This is a genomic window from Citrobacter sp. Cf088, from assembly GCF_030334295.1.
Classification (GTDB): domain Bacteria; phylum Pseudomonadota; class Gammaproteobacteria; order Enterobacterales; family Enterobacteriaceae; genus Citrobacter; species Citrobacter freundii.
Genome location: NZ_JAOWEE010000053.1, coordinates 930,336 through 949,365, shown reverse-complemented (window position 1 = coordinate 949,365; position 19,030 = coordinate 930,336). Strand labels below are relative to the sequence as shown.

General features: G+C 52.3%; 19 protein-coding genes and 1 pseudogene. 6 read left to right on the top strand and 14 right to left on the bottom strand.

All coding sequences use genetic code 11. The features are described from left to right. The first annotated feature begins 66 nt into the window (after positions 1-66). Complete coding sequence (locus OGV71_RS17470; RefSeq protein ID WP_016150259.1) at positions 67-960, top strand: PhzF family isomerase; 894 nt, start codon at positions 67-69, stop codon at positions 958-960. A 58-nt stretch (positions 961-1,018) separates the two neighbouring features. Here the strand turns inward: OGV71_RS17470 and nhoA are convergent, their stop codons facing one another. Beyond that, a complete protein-coding gene (nhoA, locus tag OGV71_RS17465; RefSeq protein ID WP_048217737.1) occupies positions 1,019-1,864 on the bottom strand; it encodes an N-hydroxyarylamine O-acetyltransferase in 846 nt (281 codons plus the stop codon). Positions 1,865-2,021: 157 nt separating this feature from the next. Here nhoA and OGV71_RS17460 point away from each other — a divergent pair, with 157 nt between their 5' ends. Further along, positions 2,022-2,594 carry a flavin reductase family protein gene (locus OGV71_RS17460; protein WP_286533748.1) on the top strand — a complete coding sequence of 191 codons (573 nt, stop codon included), beginning with the start codon at positions 2,022-2,024 and terminating at the stop codon, positions 2,592-2,594. A 28-nt stretch (positions 2,595-2,622) separates the two neighbouring features. Here the strand turns inward: OGV71_RS17460 and pptA are convergent, their stop codons facing one another. From pptA to OGV71_RS17445, 3 genes and pseudogenes are all read right to left on the bottom strand, one after another. Next, positions 2,623-2,850: a tautomerase PptA gene (gene pptA / locus OGV71_RS17455; RefSeq protein WP_003836197.1), complete on the bottom strand. Its 228-nt coding sequence runs from the start codon at positions 2,848-2,850 to the stop codon at positions 2,623-2,625. Positions 2,851-2,898: 48 nt separating this feature from the next. Further along, positions 2,899-3,000: pseudogene (locus OGV71_RS17450) on the bottom strand (GntR family transcriptional regulator); the annotation flags it as partial. A gap of 53 nt (positions 3,001-3,053) precedes the next feature. Beyond that, positions 3,054-3,671 carry a glutathione S-transferase family protein gene (locus tag OGV71_RS17445; RefSeq protein ID WP_003836190.1) on the bottom strand — a complete coding sequence of 206 codons (618 nt, stop codon included), beginning with the start codon at positions 3,669-3,671 and terminating at the stop codon, positions 3,054-3,056. Positions 3,672-3,783: 112 nt separating this feature from the next. Between OGV71_RS17445 and OGV71_RS17440 the strand changes: the two genes are divergently transcribed. Both OGV71_RS17440 and OGV71_RS17435 read left to right on the top strand, forming a co-directional pair. Beyond that, positions 3,784-4,704: a LysR family transcriptional regulator gene (locus OGV71_RS17440; RefSeq protein WP_257651203.1), complete on the top strand. Its 921-nt coding sequence runs from the start codon at positions 3,784-3,786 to the stop codon at positions 4,702-4,704. 98 nt (positions 4,705-4,802) lie between these two features. Continuing rightward, positions 4,803-5,792, top strand: coding sequence for a zinc-dependent alcohol dehydrogenase family protein (locus tag OGV71_RS17435; RefSeq protein ID WP_044702319.1), 990 nt, complete (start codon positions 4,803-4,805; stop codon positions 5,790-5,792). A 35-nt stretch (positions 5,793-5,827) separates the two neighbouring features. Here OGV71_RS17435 and OGV71_RS17430 read toward each other — a convergent pair whose 3' ends face one another. Genes OGV71_RS17430 through OGV71_RS17405 form a run of 7 tightly spaced genes read right to left on the bottom strand, consistent with a single transcriptional unit; the run spans position 5,828 to position 12,444 of the window. After that, the gene (locus tag OGV71_RS17430) at positions 5,828-6,601 is read right to left on the bottom strand and encodes an amino acid ABC transporter ATP-binding protein (protein WP_286533747.1); all 774 of its coding nucleotides are present in this window, start codon (positions 6,599-6,601) and stop codon (positions 5,828-5,830) included. Then, positions 6,585-7,511, bottom strand: coding sequence for an amino acid ABC transporter permease (locus OGV71_RS17425; RefSeq protein WP_044710795.1), 927 nt, complete (start codon positions 7,509-7,511; stop codon positions 6,585-6,587). Before OGV71_RS17425 ends, OGV71_RS17430 begins: the two co-directional genes overlap by 17 nt. A gap of 9 nt (positions 7,512-7,520) precedes the next feature. Beyond that, positions 7,521-8,030 carry a GNAT family N-acetyltransferase gene (locus OGV71_RS17420; protein ID WP_048217555.1) on the bottom strand — a complete coding sequence of 170 codons (510 nt, stop codon included), beginning with the start codon at positions 8,028-8,030 and terminating at the stop codon, positions 7,521-7,523. A 10-nt stretch (positions 8,031-8,040) separates the two neighbouring features. Beyond that, positions 8,041-8,973, bottom strand: coding sequence for an ABC transporter substrate-binding protein (locus OGV71_RS25615; protein WP_006684496.1), 933 nt, complete (start codon positions 8,971-8,973; stop codon positions 8,041-8,043). Between the two features lie 12 nt (positions 8,974-8,985). After that, positions 8,986-10,299 (bottom strand): LLM class flavin-dependent oxidoreductase, encoded by a 1,314-nt coding sequence (locus OGV71_RS25610; protein WP_502873631.1) that lies wholly within the window; start codon positions 10,297-10,299, stop codon positions 8,986-8,988. A 25-nt stretch (positions 10,300-10,324) separates the two neighbouring features. Then, a complete protein-coding gene (locus OGV71_RS17410; RefSeq protein WP_003843712.1) occupies positions 10,325-11,446 on the bottom strand; it encodes an amidohydrolase in 1,122 nt (373 codons plus the stop codon). Beyond that, the gene (locus OGV71_RS17405; protein ID WP_032949336.1) at positions 11,446-12,444 is read right to left on the bottom strand and encodes an MsnO8 family LLM class oxidoreductase; all 999 of its coding nucleotides are present in this window, start codon (positions 12,442-12,444) and stop codon (positions 11,446-11,448) included. Before OGV71_RS17405 ends, OGV71_RS17410 begins: the two co-directional genes overlap by 1 nt. Positions 12,445-12,951: 507 nt before the next feature. On the opposite strand from OGV71_RS17405, the gene OGV71_RS17400 reads away from it, so the two are divergent. Further along, a complete protein-coding gene (locus OGV71_RS17400) occupies positions 12,952-14,493 on the top strand; it encodes a methyl-accepting chemotaxis protein (protein WP_286533746.1) in 1,542 nt (513 codons plus the stop codon). 279 nt (positions 14,494-14,772) lie between these two features. Further along, the gene (gene ansP / locus OGV71_RS17395; protein ID WP_003843715.1) at positions 14,773-16,215 is read left to right on the top strand and encodes an L-asparagine permease; all 1,443 of its coding nucleotides are present in this window, start codon (positions 14,773-14,775) and stop codon (positions 16,213-16,215) included. 41 nt (positions 16,216-16,256) lie between these two features. Here ansP and OGV71_RS17390 read toward each other — a convergent pair whose 3' ends face one another. From OGV71_RS17390 to curA, 3 genes are all read right to left on the bottom strand, one after another. Further along, positions 16,257-16,478, bottom strand: coding sequence for a YgdI/YgdR family lipoprotein (locus OGV71_RS17390; protein ID WP_003020157.1), 222 nt, complete (start codon positions 16,476-16,478; stop codon positions 16,257-16,259). Between the two features lie 137 nt (positions 16,479-16,615). Beyond that, positions 16,616-17,677 carry a 7-bladed beta-propeller protein YncE gene (gene yncE / locus OGV71_RS17385; RefSeq protein ID WP_032949341.1) on the bottom strand — a complete coding sequence of 354 codons (1,062 nt, stop codon included), beginning with the start codon at positions 17,675-17,677 and terminating at the stop codon, positions 16,616-16,618. Between the two features lie 264 nt (positions 17,678-17,941). Further along, on the bottom strand, positions 17,942-18,976 hold the full coding sequence (gene curA, locus OGV71_RS17380; protein WP_286533744.1) for an NADPH-dependent curcumin/dihydrocurcumin reductase: 1,035 nt from the start codon (positions 18,974-18,976) through the stop codon (positions 17,942-17,944). Positions 18,977-19,030 lie beyond the last annotated feature (54 nt).

The window sequence follows — 19,030 nt, the reverse complement described above, 5'->3', positions numbered from 1 at the left end:
CCGGGCCTGGATCGCTATCCCGCTTTTTGTACGTTATGATGCTTCTCCATCCCAGGGAGAACGCTAATGAAACCACAGGTTTATCACGTCGATGCCTTTACTTCAGTACCCTTTCGCGGCAATTCAGCGGGAGTGGTGTTGCATGCTGACGGATTGAGCGAAGCACAGATGCAACTTATTGCTCGCGAGCTGCGTCATTCGGAAACCGCATTCCTGCTGACCAGTGACGACAGCGATGTTCGCATTCGTTATTTCACGCCGACGGTCGAAGTTCCTATCTGTGGACACGCTACCGTCGCCGCACATTATGTGCGCGCCAAGGTGCTGGGTCTGGGCAACAGCACCGTCTGGCAAACCTCGCTCGCCGGTCGTCATCGGGTCGATATTGAAGCAAGTGACAATGACTATCGCATCAGCCTTGAACAAGGCGTACCTGGATTCGAAGCTCCGCTGGAAGGTGCTGTACGTGCCGCGATAATCGATGCACTGCACCTGAGCGAAGACGATATGCTGCCCGGATTACCCATTCAGGTAGCCACTACCGGACACTCTAAAGTAATGATTGCGCTGAAGCCTGAGGTGGACCTCGACGCCCTTTCCCCGGATTTGCCTGCCCTGACCGCTATCAGCAAGCAAATTGGCTGTAACGGTTTCTTCCCTTTTCAAATTCGCAAGGGCGAAAACGCCACCGATGGCCGCATGTTCTCGCCTGCTATTGGTATTGTGGAAGATCCGGTTACCGGCAATGCCAACGGTCCAATGGGCGCGTGGCTGGTTCAACATGGGTTGATGCCGCATGACGGAAAAACGCTACGTGTTCAGGGGCATCAGGGCCGCGCGCTCGGGCGTGACGGTATTGTTGATGTGACGGTGGCTATCCGTGAAAACCTGCCGGAAAAAGTGACCATTACCGGTTCGGCAGTGATCCTGTTTCACGCCGAATGGGCGATAGATTTTTAATGGTTCCCGTAGGCCGGATAAGGCGATAACGCCGCATCCGGCATGACTTCCGATGCCCCTATTTCCCCGCCTCCGGATGCGTATCAAACGCCGCCATGACCGTCGCCAGCTCATCTTCGGTAAACCCATGCTTCACGTCATCTACGCCCAGTCCAAACTGTTCCTGCAGCAAGGCATACAGGCTGGCGACATCGGGCAGATTAATCTGCTCTATCGCCCGACCATCCTGATAACGGGTGAAATGAAAATTGGTCAACGTCAGCTTACCGCCGTCCGGAAGATGACGACACATCAGCAAATGATGACGAAAATGCGATTGTGGCCAGTGCGCGGACCAGAAATTGCCCATCAGATAATCGCTCTGGTGCTGCACGACCAGGTCAAAACGGTACATTGATTGCCAGTGATCGTGATGGCGGAACTGCAGGATCCAATCGTCCCCCTCCTGAACCAGACGATATTCGCCGTGTGGCGTTTGCTGCTCAATGTCGGCCTGCAGACGAATCGGCGCCGTCAGCGTTTGCCCGCCGAAGCCAACGTCGGCGATCCACTGCTCTCCCTGTAATTCAACCAGCAACAGACGATGCGTGCGCGGCGGCAGACTTGACGGATTTGCCAGTACCACACGACCGAGAAGGCTGCGTACGTTAAAACCGATTTCGCGTAACGCGCGCTCAAACACTCCATTCTGTTCAAAGCAATAACCGCCACGATGCGCCGTCACCAGCTTCTCTTCCAGCGACAAATCGTCAAGCTGCATCTCTCTTGGCAGTAATACATCCAGGTTTTCAAACGGAATCGCGCCGTTGTGCAGTAAATGCAGCGCTTTTAAAGTTTCAATGTCGACGCTGGCCGAATCTGACCAGCCAATACGGGCAAAATAAGCGGTTAAAAAAGGCGTCATAGGGAGTTCCTGTTCGATTAATGCAGTACTTATAACTCATTTTTAATTTTACGCCGTCGATTTTGTGCGTTGTTCCTCCAGACGAGGCGACAAAATCGCTAATACCGTTAATATCTATATCTATTGTGGTGTGTTATCTCTCAGCCCAGGAGCATCCATGAACCATTTCCGTTCAATCGAATTAAAACATGCCAGTCGGCTGCTTAACCACGGCCCTACGATACTGATCACCAGCCGGGATGAGCATACCGAGCGGCGCAATGTGATGGCGGCAGCATGGTCAATGCCGGTGGAATTTGAACCGCCGCGGATTGCAATTGTTGTTGATAAGACTGCCTGGTCGCGTGAACTGATTGAGCGTAGCGGCAAGTTCGGTATTGTTATTCCGGGCGTGGCCGCTACCAACTGGACTTACGCGGTGGGCAGCGTTTCCGGTCGCGTGGAAGATAAATTTAACTGCTACGGTATTCCGGTGGTAAAAGGTCCGGTGCTGGGATTACCGTTAATAGAAGCGAAATGCCTAGCCTGGATGGAGTGTCGTCTGCTGCCTGCAACGGCGGCACAGGAAAAATATGACACCCTGTTTGGGGAAGTGGTCTCGGCTGCCGCTGATGAGAGAGCTTTCGTGGAAGGACGCTGGCAGTTTGATGATGATAAACTCAATACCCTGCATCATCTTGGCGCCGGAACGTTTGTCACCAGCGGGAAACGCATAACAGCGGCTGAATAATACGGGCGCAATAATCGCCCGTTTTCTTTCACATGCTGTAGCCGGGTTTTTTAATCAGCCTCGTCATCTGTGGTGCGATTTCCGCATCCCATACCGCCTGCCAGGCATCCGGCTCAACTTCATTCAGCGCCACGCTCACTGAACTCTCTTTGCTTTGTAAATGACGAATAATGACTTCGGTAATATCCGTCGCCAGTGCGGCCTTCTCTTCTTCGTTCAAATCGCGAGGAAAACATTTGATATCAACGTGCGGCATGACAGGTTCCTTATTGTTTTGGGATGCAAGTAACTTATGCGGACTCTCTTCAACCAGGTGAAATCCGACATCAATAATATCGTCTTCACGTGGAATTTGTTCGATACGATCGGCAAACAGAGAGGCGACGCGTTGTCCAATGGCCCGTCGGAGTTCGCCCGCTGTTCCGGGATTTGCACTCCTGCGGAACAGCGTTTTTTTATTCAAATAATCTTATTGCTTTTCAGTACAGTACGCAGCCTCGGATGCTGACAAACTGCATCAGCGATAGCGCTAATATTCGGCGTGTTGTCCTGAAACCAGTCATGCCCAGGTCCCCAGCTGCGCATAACGGCAATATATACGTCCAGTAGTGTTAGCTGATCCCCGAATGCGTACGGCTCGGCGTTTAGCTGATCGTTCAGCCACATATAGAGGGATTTACGGTACTCAATGCAGTTCTTTTTCAACTGCGCCGGGGCGTCCGGTACCCAACGTTCTGGATAGTCGGCATAGGTAAACGTGGGATAGACATTTGCTACCAGCCATATCAACAGACGCTGAAACTGCTGGCGTTCGGCGTGTCCAACGGGTGGTGAAAGTTCAGGGCGACGATCGAGAATCATCAGCGCGATCGCCGCCGTTTCTGTCATCACACTGCCATTTTCCAGTACCAGCGTGGGCACCTGGCATAGTGGATTCATCGTCTTAAGCAACTCCCGCTGAGGGCCGTCACTGTCAAAACCGTCGACATTAATAAAATGATAAGGGATCTCCGCCAGTGTGAGCATCACTTCACTGATGGCCGATCCCCAGCCCGGTACCCCATAGACCTTAATCATGCTGCAATCCCCAAAGTTAAAACCCTAAGTGTAGAGCAGCATTCGGCAACCTATGCAGACATGATTATTACTTTCATAATAACAATGGTCGAATACCGGGGGAGAATAAGCCATGCGTTCCAGTATGTTTGAATATATGAACATTTTTGTACAGGTTGTTGAGCAAGGTGGATTTGCCAGAGCAGCAGACGTGTTACACCTGCACCGCCCTGCAGTGACCAAAGCTATCCAACATCTTGAAGACGATCTGGGAGCAAAGTTGCTTAACCGCACGACTCGTAAAGTGAGTCTGACAGAAGAAGGTGACGCTTTTTACCAACGCACAAAAATCCTGCTCAGTGACGTTGATGACATCATGGCTTCTTTCTCACCCACTCGCCCTCCGCGCGGAAAACTCAGGGTGAATGCCCCCCTGTCGCTGGCTCACTCGGTATTAGTCCCGGCCCTGAACGATTTCCAGTCGCGCTACCCGGATATTGAGATTGTCCTCACCTCCACCGACCGCAGAATCGATCTGCTTGCCGAAGGTATCGACTGCATGATTCGCATTGGCGAGTTACAAGACTCTTCTCTGATTTCACGGCGGCTTGGTGAGGTAAAAATGGTGACATGCGCGTCCCCGAATTATTTGCAAAAACACGGCGTACCGCAGACGCCAGAGGATTTATCCCGACATCAGGCAATTAACTTCTTCAGTGAACGTCATCGTGAAGCACTGGAATGGTCCTTCGTCCGTGAGGGTGAAACCGTGTCGTTTATCCCTACAGGTCACATCTGCGTTGATAACTCCGACATTCTTTTGACAGGCTGTTTATCCGGACTCGGTATCATCCACGGTGTGCACGCGGTACTGGCCCCCTGGATCCAGTCGGGCCAGCTCGTTGAGGTGCTGGCTGATTATGCCGGGGAATCAAAACCGGTTTCTGTGCTTTACCCCGACAGACGTCATCTTGCCCCCCGCGTTCGGGTGTTTATTGACTGGCTGTGTGCGCTTTTTACCGAGCAAAAATCGCGCCTACAGGGATTATTATAATCTGAGTAATAGTGAAGTTCCGCAACTGCGGTTTTTCACCCTCATCTGAGCCGTTAAATTGTGCAGACCCAATACAGAACAATTTACAGAGGTTTGCTATGTCTAAGGTCGTGGTTTTTAATCAACCAGGCGACGCTGACGTCCTGACAATCCAGGATATGCCAGTTTCTGCTCCTCGCGCGGATGAAGTTCAGATACGCGTACGCGCAATCGGCATTAACCGTGCGGAAATTATGTATCGTACCGGCCAGTATATTTACCAACCCAAATTTCCGGCTCGTCTGGGCTATGAGGCTTCTGGCGTTGTTGAATCCGTGGGAGACAACGTGCGTGAGTTTGCGCCCGGCGATAGCGTCAGCGTCATCCCGGCTTTCAGCTTCCATGAGTATGGTATGTACGGTGAAGTCGTCAATGCTCCAGCCCATGCTGTCGTCAAACATCCTGAGAATCTTAGCTTCGAGGAAGCCGCGGCGAGCTGGATGATGTATGTGACCGCTTTCGGTGCGCTGGTTGAATATGCGGATATTAAGCCTGGTGATAACGTGCTGATCAATGCTGCTTCCAGCAGCGTCGGACTGGCGGCAATTCAGATTGCTAACATGCGGGGAGCAAAACCGATTGCGATGACGCGCACCAGTGAGAAACGTGCCCAGCTTCTGCAACTTGGCGCGGCAGAGGTTATCGCCAGCCAGGAGCAGGATCTGGTGGCGGAGATTAACCGGATCACTGACGGCAAAGGTACCCGCGTGGTCTTCGATCCGGTCGGTGGCCCTGGCGTGGCAAAAATTGCCCAGGTGATGCCAGCCGGCGGACTCTTTTTCCAGTATGGCTCTCTTGATGCGCGAGATTTGTCGATTCCGGTAATTGAGATACTCGGTCGTCATCTGACCTTCCGCGGCTATGAGATTTTCGAAATCACCACGAACCCGGAAAAACTGTCACGTGCAAAACGGTTTATCTTTGAAGGACTGCAATCCGGCAAGCTCAAACCGCTGATTGATAAAACCTTTGCCTTTGATGATATCGTTGAAGCACATCAATACATGGAAGCCAACGGTCAGGTGGGCAAAATCGTCGTCACCCTGTAATCCTTGTGCGGCACAGTCTTGTGCCGCAATGTAACTCAAAGCACTTTCGACAAAAACTGCTGGGTGCGCGTGTGGCGTGGATGATTCAGTACCTGCTCGCTGCTGCCCTGCTCGACGATTTTGCCATCGACCATAAACACCACCTGATCTGCCACCTCCCTAGCGAAGCCAATCTCGTGCGTCACCACCACCAGCGTGGTTCCCGACTTCGCCAGCGCTTTAATGACATCCAGGACTTCGCCCACCAGCTCAGGATCCAGTGCAGATGTAGGCTCATCAAACAGCATGACGCGCGGATTTAGCGCCAGTGCACGGGCAATAGCGATACGCTGCTGCTGACCGCCAGATAAGTGACGCGACCAGGCATCGGCTTTATTGCGCAACCCTACCGCATCAAGCAGCGTTAATGCCCGCTCGGTGGCGGCTTTACGCGATGCCAGTCCGTGCGCAATGGGCGCTTCAGTCAGGTTCTCCAGCACCGTTAAGTGCGGGAACAGATTAAAGTTCTGGAACACATAGCCGACGTTAACCCGCTGGCGCAAAATTTCCGCCTCTTTCAGCTCATACAGCTTGTCTCCCTGCCGACGATAGCCAATGTAATCGCCATCGATTTGAATAAAACCCTCATCGACGCGTTCCAGATGGTTGATGGTACGCAGGAGTGTGGATTTCCCTGAACCGGACGGCCCGAGAATGACCGTTACCGTTCCGGGAGGGATCTCCAGCGACACATTATCCAATGCTTTGTGGCGACCAAAGTATTTGCTGACGCCGGTAATAGAAATATGGCCTTCAGGCGAGTGGGACATGGACGGCCTCCTGCTGTGGACGTTGACGACTGCGTTTTTCTGCACGGCTCACCCGGACTGTGTTGATCGCTGAACGTCGTTCGCTGCGTGCCAGCGTGCGTTCGACCAGATGCTGAATAAGCGACAGAATGCTGGTGATCACCAGATACCACACCGCACCCACCATCAGCAGCGGGATCACTTCCTGCGTGCGGTTGTATATCATCTGGATGGTGTAGAACAGCTCCGGCATTGCCAGCACGTATACCATCGCCGTCCCTTTCGCCAGGCTGATGATTTCATTGAAGCCAGCAGGCAAAATGGTGCGCAGCGCCTGCGGCAGAATAATCCGCAGCGTACGTCGCCCTGCCGGTAAGCCCAGTGCTGCCGCTGCCTCGTACTGACCGTGATCAACCCCCAAAAATCCACCACGTATAATCTCAGCGGTATAGGCGCTTTGCACCAGCGTCAGGCCAACCACCGCAGTGGAAAACTGACCGAGTACATTGATGGTCTCAAAACTTCCCCACTGAATGGGAGTAAACGGAATACCAATTGTCAGCGTGTCGTATAGATAGGAGAAGTTGTACAGAACGATTAGCACCACAATCAGTGGTAACGAACGAAACAGCCAGATGTACCCCCAGGCCAGACAGTTCAACAGCCAGGAAGATGAAAGCCGCGCCAGCGCCAGCAGACCGCCGATGAGAATACTCAACAGCGTCCCGATAAGTGTCAGTAACAGCGTTTGTCCAAGACCAGACAAAATCACCGGATCGAAGAACCAGCGGGCAAACACACTCCATTCCCAGCGCGGATTAAACGCCACAGACTGGAGAATCACCGCCAGGGCAAACAAAGCAATGACCGCGCCAACGGTGCGCATGGGGTAACGCGCCGGTACGACTTTAATGCTATCTGTCGTTTTCATCTTCTCTCCTCAGGCGATTCTGGCCTGACCGGCAATAGTCAGCAGTTTGGTAAAGCGCAGTCGTCCATCAAACGGTGGCTGGCTGTACTCTTCTGGATTGCGCGTCGTATCAAATTGCGGATCGTAGCCCTGGCTTAAATAAAGTCTGACGGCCTCCGGCTGGCGAAATCCTGTGGTCAGATATATCCGGCTGTAGCCCGCGAGTAGCGCCCGACGTTCCAGTTCCTGCACTACACGCGCCGCCAGTCCCTGCTGACGCAGGCTGCTTTTTGTCCAGATACGCTTAATCTCGGCAGTGTCCTTGTCGTAAGGTTTGTAAGCCCCGGTGGCGATAATTTCGCCGCCACGCTCCAGGACCACAAAAAGTCCCTGCGGTGCCAGATACCATTCGGTCAGTTCCACTTCAGCGTCACGAGAAAAATAATCGCCATAGCGGGCAGCATACTCACCGAACAGACCGTTCAAAATGGGCTGTAGCTCGCTGGCTTCAGGTGAGACCACGCGAAATTGATCGCTCACGATGACCTCCTTAGTCGCCTAAACCGGCCGGGTTGATTTCAGATTGCGGAATGCGTTCCACCCCTTCTCCCCAGCGATTCAGCACCTTGTCATAATCGCCGTTGCCAATCACGCCGTTGAGGGCGGTTTGTACCGGCAGAACCAGACCGCTGTCCTTTTTCAGCGTCACAGCAATGTGTGCCGCTTTTGGCCAACCGCCATCAACACTACCCACCAATTGCGTTTTACCGTTGAGTGCAGCTTTCCATGCGCCGATTACATTAGGGCCGAAGTAGGCATCGGCGCGGCCTGACTGTAGGGCCAGGGTTTGCGCGGCATCATCTTTGGTATACACCGGCGTAAACGGCTGTAACCCTTTCTTCACGTTCTCATCGTTCCAGGCCAGCAGGATGGCTTCCTGGTTCGTCCCTGAACCGACGATAATGCGCAGTCCAGCGATATCTTCCGCCTGCTCGATTTTCTTCAGCTTGCTACCGGTTTTGACATAAAAGCCAAGAGAGTCCTTCCGATACGTCGCGAAATCGAATTTTTCTTTGCGTGCTTTGGTGACGGTAATATTGCTGATCGCGGCATCGTATTTGCCGGAAGTGACGCCCAGCGGCCAGTCTTCCCATGACGTAGGTACGACGTTGAGTTCCAGCCCCAAACTGTCAGCCACCAGACGCGCGATGTCCGCCTCGCTGCCGATCAGCGTCTTATTGTCATCGGCAAAGACGGTCAGCGGTGGTTGGCTGAGCCCGGCAATCGCCACGGTGAATTTGCCCGGTACGGCCAGGTGCAGGTTTGCGGGCAATTGCGCAATCGCCTGCGGATTCTTTGCCGTATTGATCGGCGTTTTATTGGCTTCCAGACTTACGCCCGTGCCGTTAATCGTCACATCATTTGCCCAGACAGTCGCGCTGAAAGCCAGCGACAGCGCGAGGAATACTGATTTTTTCTGCATAGCTTTTTTCTCTTATTGTGTGAATTGATTTGCAGGTGTCGTTAATCCCAGGCTTGCGCGCAGGGTCGTACCGGGATATTCATGGCGGAACAGGCCCCGCGCCTGAAGCACAGGGACAACCTGTTCGACAAAACGCGGGAAGGTATCCGGCGTTCCGCCCTGGATAATAAAACCGTCTGCGGCTTTCTCGTCGAACCACTGCTGCAGGCCGTCGGCGACCTGTTCCGGCGTGCCGCTGAAACGCGGACGTGGGCTGGCCGCTTCCAGAGCAACCTGACGGAGTGTTAAGCCACGCTCGCGCGCGTTGCGTTTGATCTCATCAGTCGTACTGCGAAAGCTGTTTTGTCCGAGAGAGCCAAGATCCGGGAACGGTGCGTCCAGCGGATATTGGGCAAAATCATGATGTTCAAAGTAGCGGCCAAGATAGTTCAGCGCGTCGGTAACGGAGACCAGCGCAGCGGTAGTCTGATACTGCTGCTCAACATCCTCTGCGCTGTCGCCAACAATAACGCTGACGCCCTGGAATATATGCAGTTGATCGGGATGTCGTCCGGCGATTTTCAGCTGACTTTTTACATCCTGATAGAACGCCTTAGCCTCTGCCAGCGACTCCTGATGGGTAAAAATGGCATCAGCATGCTGCGCCGCTAATTTCTTGCCATCTGCTGAAGCTCCCGCCTGAAATATAATCGGACGACCTTGTGGCGTACGCCCAATATTTAACGGCCCGGCGACCTGGAAATAATCTCCATGATGGTTTAGCGTGTGCAGTTTATGCGGATTAAAAAATTCCCCGCTTGTTTTATTACGGGTAAAAGCATCGTCTTCCCAGGAATCCCACAGTCCTTTCACTACCTGTAAATATTCATCGGCAATACGATAACGCTGGGCATGCTCCGGGTGCTGAGCGCGAGAATAGTTTTTTGCCGATCCTTCCAGAGGCGACGTAACCACGTTCCAGCCCGCACGCCCGTTGCTGAGATGGTCCAGGCTGGCGAACTGTCGTGCGGTCGTAAACGGCTCGCTGTATGATGTGGACACTGTGCCAACCAGTCCCAGATTCTGGGTGATGCTGGCCAAAGCGGATAATACTGTTAGCGGCTCAAAACGATTTAAAAAGTGCGGGATTGATTTTTCATTAATATACAGACCATCGGCGACAAAAATAAAATCCAGCTTCCCTTTTTCCGCAATAAGCGCCGTCTCTTTGACAAAATCAAAATTAATACTGGCATCGGCCTGAGCCGCCGGGTGGCGCCATGCGGACATATTTCCCGATGCGCCATGCAGAATAGTTCCGAGCCGTAGTTGCCGATTTTCAGCCATAATAACCCCTACCCAACAGGTAAACTTAAAGGTGTGCGAATGCCGTTTTTGCTAACTGCGCAAAGTAATGTGCGGCAGGTTCAATTAAACGTTCGTCTGGATTAAATCCCGGGTGATGTAATCCGTATTCACTGGCGCTGCCAATACTGACAAATGCGCCTGGGGTATTTTGCAGGTAGACGGCAAAATCCTCCCCGCCCATATGCAGGTCAGCATGGTGAGTGGTGTAGCCTGACTGTTTCGCCACCGTGGTGGCGATATCGGCCCAACGCGCATCGTTCACCAACGCGGTCGGCCCCGCATGCCAGATAACGTCTATTTGTGCGCCAAAGGCATGGGCAAATCCGGCAGCGATGTCATTAACCCGTGCTTTAACCTGCTGCTGTACCTGAGTCCGGTGCGTTCTGAGCGTCCCTTCCAGCTCAACGGACTCTGGCAGTACGTTCCATGTATTTCCTCCCTGAATACGGGTCACGCTGAGTACCACCGAATCCAGCGTGTTAACGTCGCGACTGGCAACGCTTTGCAACACGGTTACCAACTGGCTGGCAAGCAGGATGGCATCTTTGCCTTCATGCGGACGCGCCGCATGTGCGCCCTTGCCATTTATGCGCAGCACGAAGCGATCGACATTGGCATAGAACGCACCGCCGCGTGTGGCAAATTCGCCCACCGGCAAACCGGGCTCATTGTGCATACCAAAAATAGCCGCTACGTTTTGCAGCGCACCGGCGCGGATCAACGTTTTTGCGCCGCCGAAACTCTCTTCAGCTGGTTGAAACAAAATACGTACTCGACCCGGTAAGGTTGTTTCCTGTTGTTTAAGCAGCAGTGCTGCTCCAAGCATCACGCTGGTATGGACGTCATGCCCGCAGGCATGCATCACGCCCGGTGTGAGGGAGCGAAACGGAACATCGGCGCTTTCTTCTATCGGTAGCGCATCGATATCCGCTCGCAGCGCGATGACATCTTCTCCCTTGCCGATTTCCGCGACCAGACCGGTTTTCAGCTCGAACGGCAGAATGTCGACATCCGCAGAGTGCAACCAGGCCTGAATGCGCCTGGTGGTTGCTTCCTCCTGCAGGGAAAGCTCCGGGTGCTGATGTAATTCACGACGCCAGTTGATAAGCGTTGAGCTGAGGGTCATCAGAGCACCTCCACGGCATTATGGACTTGTGCCAACAAACGCAGCGATGTCAGACGCGCGTGGCCCTCCGCCACTGGCGTGTCGATAATGAACTCATCAATACCAAATTGCGTATGCAGAGCATTCAGCTTTACCATCACCTCTTGAGCGGTGCCGTGTAACAACGCCAGTTCACGACGCGCGATTTTGCGTGGCGAACTACCCGCCTGTACGGCGAATGCCAGGGCTTGCTCTTCGCTGGCGACTGTAACGCGTTGACCATTTTCCAGCTCAACGCCCCAGATTTGGACGTTTTCCGCCAGTTGCGCAGCTGTATCGTGACTGTCAGCCACAATCACCTGAACGGCGACTATCGTCGGGCGGTCGCTGTGGGTCTGCCAGAAGGACAAAACCTCACGTAATAACGCTTTGTCACCGTTGAGGTGCGCAGCGAAGATAAAATTCCAGTCGGATTGCGCTGCTAACTGTGCGCTTTGCACACTGGCTCCGAGTACAAATCCTTCTGGCGGTATTGGTGGGATTGGCGTCGGGAATACCGTTTCCCCGCTTTCCGTTCCGTTCAGCGCCAGCCAGCCGTTAAGCTGAGAAAGCTGATCGGCAAAACTGCCTTTTTCTTCCTGATGCAGTCCATGCTGTAACGCCTGAGTCGACAACGGTAACCCGCCAGGGGCCTTCCCTACGCCGAGGTCGACACGTCCAGGAGCCAGTGATGCCAGAAGATTGAAGTTTTCCGCCACTTTGTACGGGCTGTAATGTTGCAGCATCACGCCGCCGGAACCAACGCGGATACGCTGGGTTTGCCCGAGGATCCAGGCGATCACCAGCTCCGGCGATGGACTGGCCAGCTGTGGCGTATTATGGTGTTCCGCGATCCAGAAACGATGGTACCCCCACTCTTCCGCCAGTTGCGCCAGGCGCAACGTCCGGGAAAGCGCAGTCGCGGCAGTTTCACCTTCCCCGATGGGGCTTTTATCCAGAACACTCAGGCGATATGACATGTTACGAGCCTATGTTTGTTAACATGTCTTTATTATTAATTTATCAAATAGCCATACTGAAACATTTAATTCACATTTGCTCAGCTAAAAAGTAGATAACAAACCCTACCGCAGCCAGGGTTAAAATTTGGATCGCCCAGTACCGCTAAACTGAAAAACACCCGCAATTAATAGCCTACAAAATATAATAGGGTCGTTGATATCACGGTAATAACATCAAAATCTTTTCATGCCAGTTTTCTTTTTTCGAAATGGTTTTTTAGCGCAATTTACGTTAAGTCAGTTTAAACGACTTGTAACGTTATGCGCTTGTATTAATTGTTTCACTTTTATGACGCGGGATGAATGATTTACATGGAAATTTTTATTTTAACTACTTCCACAGAAATGATGATTAGTAGAGAATGCAACGTTTCTTATTAAAACGGTTTAAAACAGATTTCTAATATCCCCCGATTTCATTGCGGGGATTTTTGTATGGATTATACATAGCATCATGGGACCTCTATGAAAAGTAACATGCCCGTTACACAAATTGAGCACGCACTTAACGATAAAACGACGCTGCTTTCTACGACAGATAAAGAAAGTCATATTACCTACGCCAACTCCGCATTTATTGATGCCAGCGGATTTAACGAACAGCAATTAATGGGCGAACCGCATAATATTATTCGCCATCCTGATATGCCTCCCGCGGCGTTCGCCGATATGTGGTACACGCTACAGCAGGGAGACAGCTGGACGGGGATGGTGAAAAACCGTCGGCAGAATGGCGACCATTACTGGGTTCGCGCCAACGTTACACCGGTCTGGCACAATGAAAAACTCACTGGCTACATTTCAGTGCGTACCGTTCCTTCGCGCGATGAAATAACTCAAAGCGAAAGTTTATATCAAAAAATTAATAGCCAGCAGTTTAAAGGGTTTCGACTTTTTAAAGGCATTATCATTCGCCGCGGCATATTGTCATGGGCATCAATGTTTAAATGGCTGAGCATTAGCCAGCGCGTCAATTATTCTTTAGGGGTAATCGCCCTGCTCGCAGTGCTATTTCTTTTTGCTCCTGTTAATCCATTTATTCAGGCGGGAGGGTTGCTGTTCTTATTTCTGATGCTTGCTATTTACCTTAAGTATCAAATTTGTCAGCCAGTTAATACGCTACTGATGCAAATGAAGAAAGTGGTATCCGGGAGAAAACCTGATAACTGTCATTTAAATCGGGTGGATGAAATCGGAATGCTGATGCGTCTGGTTAATCAGTCCGGGCTTAATCTGAATTCACTGGTCGATGATGTCAGTACGCAAATATCCGGTATTCGCGCTATCAGTCAGCGAGTATCAAAAGAAGGTACGGCGCTGCATAAGCGTTCCGAAGAAACCTCCGCCGACCTGCAACAAACCGCTGCCGCCATTGAAGAAATTGGTAGCGCGGTACAGCAAACTGCTGAGACTGCGGCACATACTATGACCATGGCCGATAAAACCAGCGCCAATGCGGCAGAAGGCGGCGATATCATGAAACAAACTATCGCCATGATGCAGGCGATATCGCGTGACAACGGGCAGATCGTCGACATCATCGGCGTCATTGATAGTATCGCCTTTCAGACCAATATTCTGGCGCTCAATGCCGCGGTCGAGGCCGCGCGAGCCGGAGAGTCAGGACGCGGTTTCGCCGTTGTGGCGGCAGAGGTCCGTAATCTGGCACAGCACTCAGCGTCTGCAGCAAAAGAGATCAAACAGTTGATTGAGAAGAACGTCGCCAACGTGAATAGCGGCGTCAAAATGGTAGAACAAACGGAGACGCATCTTACCGGGATGATTGGCGATGTCCTGCAGATGTCGATGATGATCAAAGATATTAATCTGGCGACGCGTGAGCAAACCCTGGCGCTGGATCTGATTAACGATTCGATTTCACGCGTTGGCACCATGACACACAATAATGCCGAGATGGTGGAACGTGTCACCGATGCTACCGCCGATCTGACTCAACGTTCATCGCGCTTACAGCAGGCCGTTCAGGTCTTTGGCGTATCAGCATAACCTTACGGCGCTTATCGGGTGAATGTCTCGATAAGCGCACTCCTCTCCAGGTATTTACGCCCTTCTCTTTTATTGGCTGAATCGAGGCCACACCGCGCCAGTGCAGGCTGTACAAAAATGCTGAATTCTTGTTATCGGGGCTTTGCGGAACCGAACAATTGAATGTAGGATGCTCGGCCGGCAGTTTTCCCCCGTAACACAATGAAGGGTAAGGCTGTTTTCGCCGCAGCAGGTGCGGCAAAAAGGATTTGTATTTTTGTCAGGTCAACAGGAAAAGTAATGAACACAAACAACACGCAAGCCGCGGAACAACATGCGGCGAAACGACGCTGGTTGAATGCCCACGAAGAGGGGTATCACAAAGCGATGGGAAATCGACAGGTACAGATGATCGCCATTGGCGGCGCAATTGGTACCGGGTTGTTTTTAGGGGCTGGCGCACGCTTGCAGATGGCTGGTCCTGCTTTGGCGCTGGTTTATTTGGTGTGCGGTATTTTTTCGTTCTTTATACTGCGCGCGCTTGGCGAACTGGTTTTACATCGCCCTTCCAGCGGCAGCTTTGTCTCCTATGCCCGTGAATTTTTAGGTGAGAAAGCCGCCTATGTGGCTGGCTGGATGTACTTTATCAACTGGGCGATGACCGGCATTGTCGATATCACCGCGGTGGCGTTGTATATGCATTACTGGGGCGCATTTGGTGATGTACCGCAGTGGGTATTCGCCCTCGGCGCGCTGGCCATTGTCGGCACCATGAACATGATCGGCGTGAAGTGGTTCGCGGAGATGGAGTTTTGGTTTGCACTGGTCAAAGTGTTGGCGATTGTGATTTTCCTGGTGGTGGGTACCGTCTTTTTAGGCACTGGAAAGCCATTGGATGGTAACGCCACGGGTTTTCACCTGATCACCGACAACGGTGGATTCTTCCCACATGGCTTGCTGCCGGCGCTGGTACTGGTTCAGGGGGTGGTTTTCGCGTTTGCCTCCATTGAACTGGTGGGCACCGCTGCTGGAGAATGCAAAGATCCACAAACCATGGTGCCGAAAGCGATCAATAGCGTTATCTGGCGTATTGGTCTGTTCTATGTGGGTTCTGTCGTGCTGCTGGTTCTGTTACTGCCGTGGAATGCCTATCAGGCAGGGCAAAGCCCGTTTGTTACCTTCTTCTCCAAACTGGGCGTGCCGTATATCGGCAGTATCATGAATATTGTGGTGCTCACCGCGGCACTTTCCAGCCTTAACTCTGGGCTGTACTGTACCGGACGTATTTTACGTTCCATGTCGATGGGCGGATCGGCGCCGAAATTCATGGCTAAAATGAGCCGCCAACAGGTACCCTGGGCTGGGATCCTCGCCACGCTGGTCGTCTATGTCGTCGGGGTATTTCTGAACTATCTGGTGCCGTCGCAGGTGTTTGAGATCGTGTTGAACTTCGCGTCGTTGGGCATTATTGCGTCGTGGGGCTTTATCATGGTCTGTCAGATGCGTCTGCGCCGGGCCATAAAAGAAGGTAAAACGGCAGACGTTAGCTTTAAACTGCCGGGCGCTCCGTTTACCTCGTGGCTAACCCTGGTGTTCCTGCTGAGCGTGCTGGTGTTGATGGCGTTTGACTATCCAAACGGCACCTACACTATCGCGTCATTACCGTTGATTGCCATCCTGCTGGTTGCAGGCTGGTTCGGCGTGCGTAAACGCGTCGCGGAAATCCACCGCACCGCGCCGTAATGGCTGAAGGCCTGACAGGTTAACCCTTCAGGCCTTCTTTTTTAGTTCGCTTCAATCAACTGCGCTACATCGTTGCTGTTAATTTCCCGCGCGTTTCCATCCTGATCGGTATAGCTGGTCATTCCCGTATCTTTATCCAGTTTTGGCTTACCCTGGGTGGTAATGGTTTGTCCGCTTTTGGTCGTCATGACGTAATCAGTGGTGCATCCTGCCAGGGTAAACAGCATTACGCCTGCACAAAGACAGATAAATGGCTTTTTCATGGTATTCCCGTGTTATTCAGTTAGCCGTTGAGGGCGTAGTGTAAGTCCCTGAAGTGGGTCGGGCTACTGGCGGGGTGTAACGAGGCGTATCGTGGGGTTTAGAGAAATGACAGGAGGGGTTTCCCCCTCCGGATTTTTTACAGCGCAATACGAATAACATCGTCCGGCTGGGTAGCTTCCTGCTCGCGGGTAGATTTCTGTTTCACGCTGACGTACAGGGTTTTACCATCGGCAGAGAGCGCCAGGCTATTCGGGAATGTTGGGGTATCAAACGTTTTGACGACTTTATAGCTTTTCGCGTCGATCACACTTACTTTACCGGCCTGGCGATGAGTCACGTAGGCTTCATTACGCGTCGGGTTGAACAGCACGGCAAGGGATTCCGGCGCGGCGACTTTTGCCAGTACGTTGCCGTTACGGGTGTCGATTACCAGCACTTCCGCCGCTTTAGAGTCGGTGACAAATGCACGGTTGCCCGCTGTGTCCAGGCTCAGGTTGATAAAGAAATGCTCTTTCCCATCATCCAGCAGTTTTTTGCGGCTGATAATTTTGTTGGTGGTGGTATCGATGGTAATGAATTCACCGTCCGCATTGGCGGTGTACAGGCGCTTAGCCTTGCTGTCGACAGCCAGAGCGGTGCTCATTTTGCCGGTATTTTGGATGGTGTCCTTCAGTTTAATGGCGTCGCCGTCCACCACCCAAATCACGCTCTCTTTACCAATACCGCTAATGTATACCGTGTTAGTGGCGTCATCTGCGGCCAGCTCACGCGGCTGCAGCGGGCGAACATCTTCAGAACGCTTACGCGCATCCAGCACCAGACGTCCTTTCACCGCGCCCGTTTTAGCATCCATCGCCGTTACCGCGCTATTTACCGTGTTGCCGAACCACAGCGTTTGCGTGGCGTTATTGATGGTGGCACCAAACGGTTTGAGATCGTTATGAATCACCTGAGTCACTTCGAGGGTGACCGGGTCAAGGCGGTAAACCACCCCGCCGGTATCCAATTTGCGGCTCTGTGAGGTCGCCAGCCACAGCGCGTTCTCTTGTTGGCTGTACGCCATTTCATAAGCGCCTTTACCGACGGCTTTGCGCAGCAGTTCTTCTGCAGCCTGCGTAGTAAAAGATGATGCAACGAGCAGTGAACCTAACAGTAAAGAACCACGCAGACGCGGTGAAAACAGATGACGTAAAGACATGACGACTCCCTTTGATAAATTCGTTTGTTACTGCTTCACATAGCTTCAATGAGCAAAATCATGGTTTTGCCTTTTTAAGAATGAGAATAGTAATCATTATTTATCTCAATGTGGAGTATTTATTCGCTTTCGGGTTGTAACCTTCTTATTTTCTCCATGAATAATCGCTTTTCATCCAGATAACGTCATTGGCATTTTACCAGGCCTACATTTCGTACGAAGCAGGCCTGGTTACAGACATTCACCGTCTTCCGCTCTTACGCATCAATCCTCAGCAAGACGAATAACTACCTTGCCGAAGTTTTTGCCGGTCAGCAGACCGATAAAGGTTTGTGGCGCATTTTCCAGACCGTCGGTCACCTGCTCGCGGTAGTGGATTTTGTCCTCTTTAAGCCAGCGCCCCATCTCCCGCTGAAACTCCTGAATGCGGTGACCATAATCCTGACCAATGATAAAACCCTGCATCCGGATACGCTTTTTCAGCAGCGTTGCCATTAACAGCGGTAATCTGTCAGGTCCGGCCGGAAGAGACGTTGCGTTATAACCACTGACCAGGCCACAAAGCGGAATCCGCGCTGAAGTATTGAGCAATGGCAGAACGGCATCAAATACTTTTCCGCCGACGTTTTCATAATAAATATCAATTCCTTGCGGGCAAGCTTTTGCCAGTTGTTGCGCAAAATCTTGTGCGTGGTGATCGAGGCAAACATCAAAGCCCAGCACCTCTGTGGCATGTCGGCATTTCTCTGCCCCACCTGCCACACCGATTACCCGGCAGCCTTTAAGCTTACCGATCTGCCCAACCGTTGCGCCAACCGGCCCGGTTGCGGCGGCTACCACCAGCGTTTCTCCCGCTTTCGGCTGACCGATATCCAGCAGACCCATATAAGCGGTAAACCCCGGCATACCCATAACACCCAGCGCCCAGGAGGGATGTTCTGGATGAGCGCCAAGCTTCACCAGTCCGTTACCGTCGGAGATGTCATAGTCCTGCCAACCGTTGTAGCTCAATACCCATTCGCCTGGCTGGTAGTCCGGATGGCGGGATGACACCACGCGACTTACGGTACCACCCACCATAACACCACCAATCTCTACTGGTGGTGAGTAAGATGGCTCATCGCTCATGCGGCCACGCATGTAGGGATCGAGGGAAAGATAAACAGTGCGCAGCAAAACCTGGCCTTCGCCCGGGGATGCCACCTCATCTTCTTCAAGACGGAAGTTCTCTGGGACTGGCGCGCCATGTGGACGGGAAGCCAGTACCCAGCGACGGTTACGATTAGTCTGTTGACCCATGATGTGCTCCTCTGCTTTTGGCATGAATCCATCAATAGTAGCAGTCTGCGCCTG

Bases quoted from the DNA above. Each gene is read 5' to 3' on its own strand.
- OGV71_RS17470 (WP_016150259.1), top strand. From the start codon at position 67: ATGAAACCACAGGTTTATCACGTCGATGCCTTTACTTCAGTACCCTTT.
- nhoA (WP_048217737.1), bottom strand. From the start codon at position 1,864: ATGACGCCTTTTTTAACCGCTTATTTTGCCCGTATTGGCTGGTCAGAT.
- OGV71_RS17460 (WP_286533748.1), top strand. From the start codon at position 2,022: ATGAACCATTTCCGTTCAATCGAATTAAAACATGCCAGTCGGCTGCTT.
- pptA (WP_003836197.1), bottom strand. From the start codon at position 2,850: ATGCCGCACGTTGATATCAAATGTTTTCCTCGCGATTTGAACGAAGAA.
- OGV71_RS17445 (WP_003836190.1), bottom strand. From the start codon at position 3,671: ATGATTAAGGTCTATGGGGTACCGGGCTGGGGATCGGCCATCAGTGAA.
- OGV71_RS17440 (WP_257651203.1), top strand. From the start codon at position 3,784: ATGCGTTCCAGTATGTTTGAATATATGAACATTTTTGTACAGGTTGTT.
- OGV71_RS17435 (WP_044702319.1), top strand. From the start codon at position 4,803: ATGTCTAAGGTCGTGGTTTTTAATCAACCAGGCGACGCTGACGTCCTG.
- OGV71_RS17430 (WP_286533747.1), bottom strand. From the start codon at position 6,601: ATGTCCCACTCGCCTGAAGGCCATATTTCTATTACCGGCGTCAGCAAA.
- OGV71_RS17425 (WP_044710795.1), bottom strand. From the start codon at position 7,511: ATGAAAACGACAGATAGCATTAAAGTCGTACCGGCGCGTTACCCCATG.
- OGV71_RS25615 (WP_006684496.1), bottom strand. From the start codon at position 8,973: ATGCAGAAAAAATCAGTATTCCTCGCGCTGTCGCTGGCTTTCAGCGCG.
- OGV71_RS25610 (WP_502873631.1), bottom strand. From the start codon at position 10,299: ATGGCTGAAAATCGGCAACTACGGCTCGGAACTATTCTGCATGGCGCA.
- OGV71_RS17410 (WP_003843712.1), bottom strand. From the start codon at position 11,446: ATGACCCTCAGCTCAACGCTTATCAACTGGCGTCGTGAATTACATCAG.
- OGV71_RS17405 (WP_032949336.1), bottom strand. From the start codon at position 12,444: ATGTCATATCGCCTGAGTGTTCTGGATAAAAGCCCCATCGGGGAAGGT.
- OGV71_RS17400 (WP_286533746.1), top strand. From the start codon at position 12,952: ATGAAAAGTAACATGCCCGTTACACAAATTGAGCACGCACTTAACGAT.
- ansP (WP_003843715.1), top strand. From the start codon at position 14,773: ATGAACACAAACAACACGCAAGCCGCGGAACAACATGCGGCGAAACGA.
- OGV71_RS17390 (WP_003020157.1), bottom strand. From the start codon at position 16,478: ATGAAAAAGCCATTTATCTGTCTTTGTGCAGGCGTAATGCTGTTTACC.
- yncE (WP_032949341.1), bottom strand. From the start codon at position 17,677: ATGTCTTTACGTCATCTGTTTTCACCGCGTCTGCGTGGTTCTTTACTG.
- curA (WP_286533744.1), bottom strand. From the start codon at position 18,976: ATGGGTCAACAGACTAATCGTAACCGTCGCTGGGTACTGGCTTCCCGT.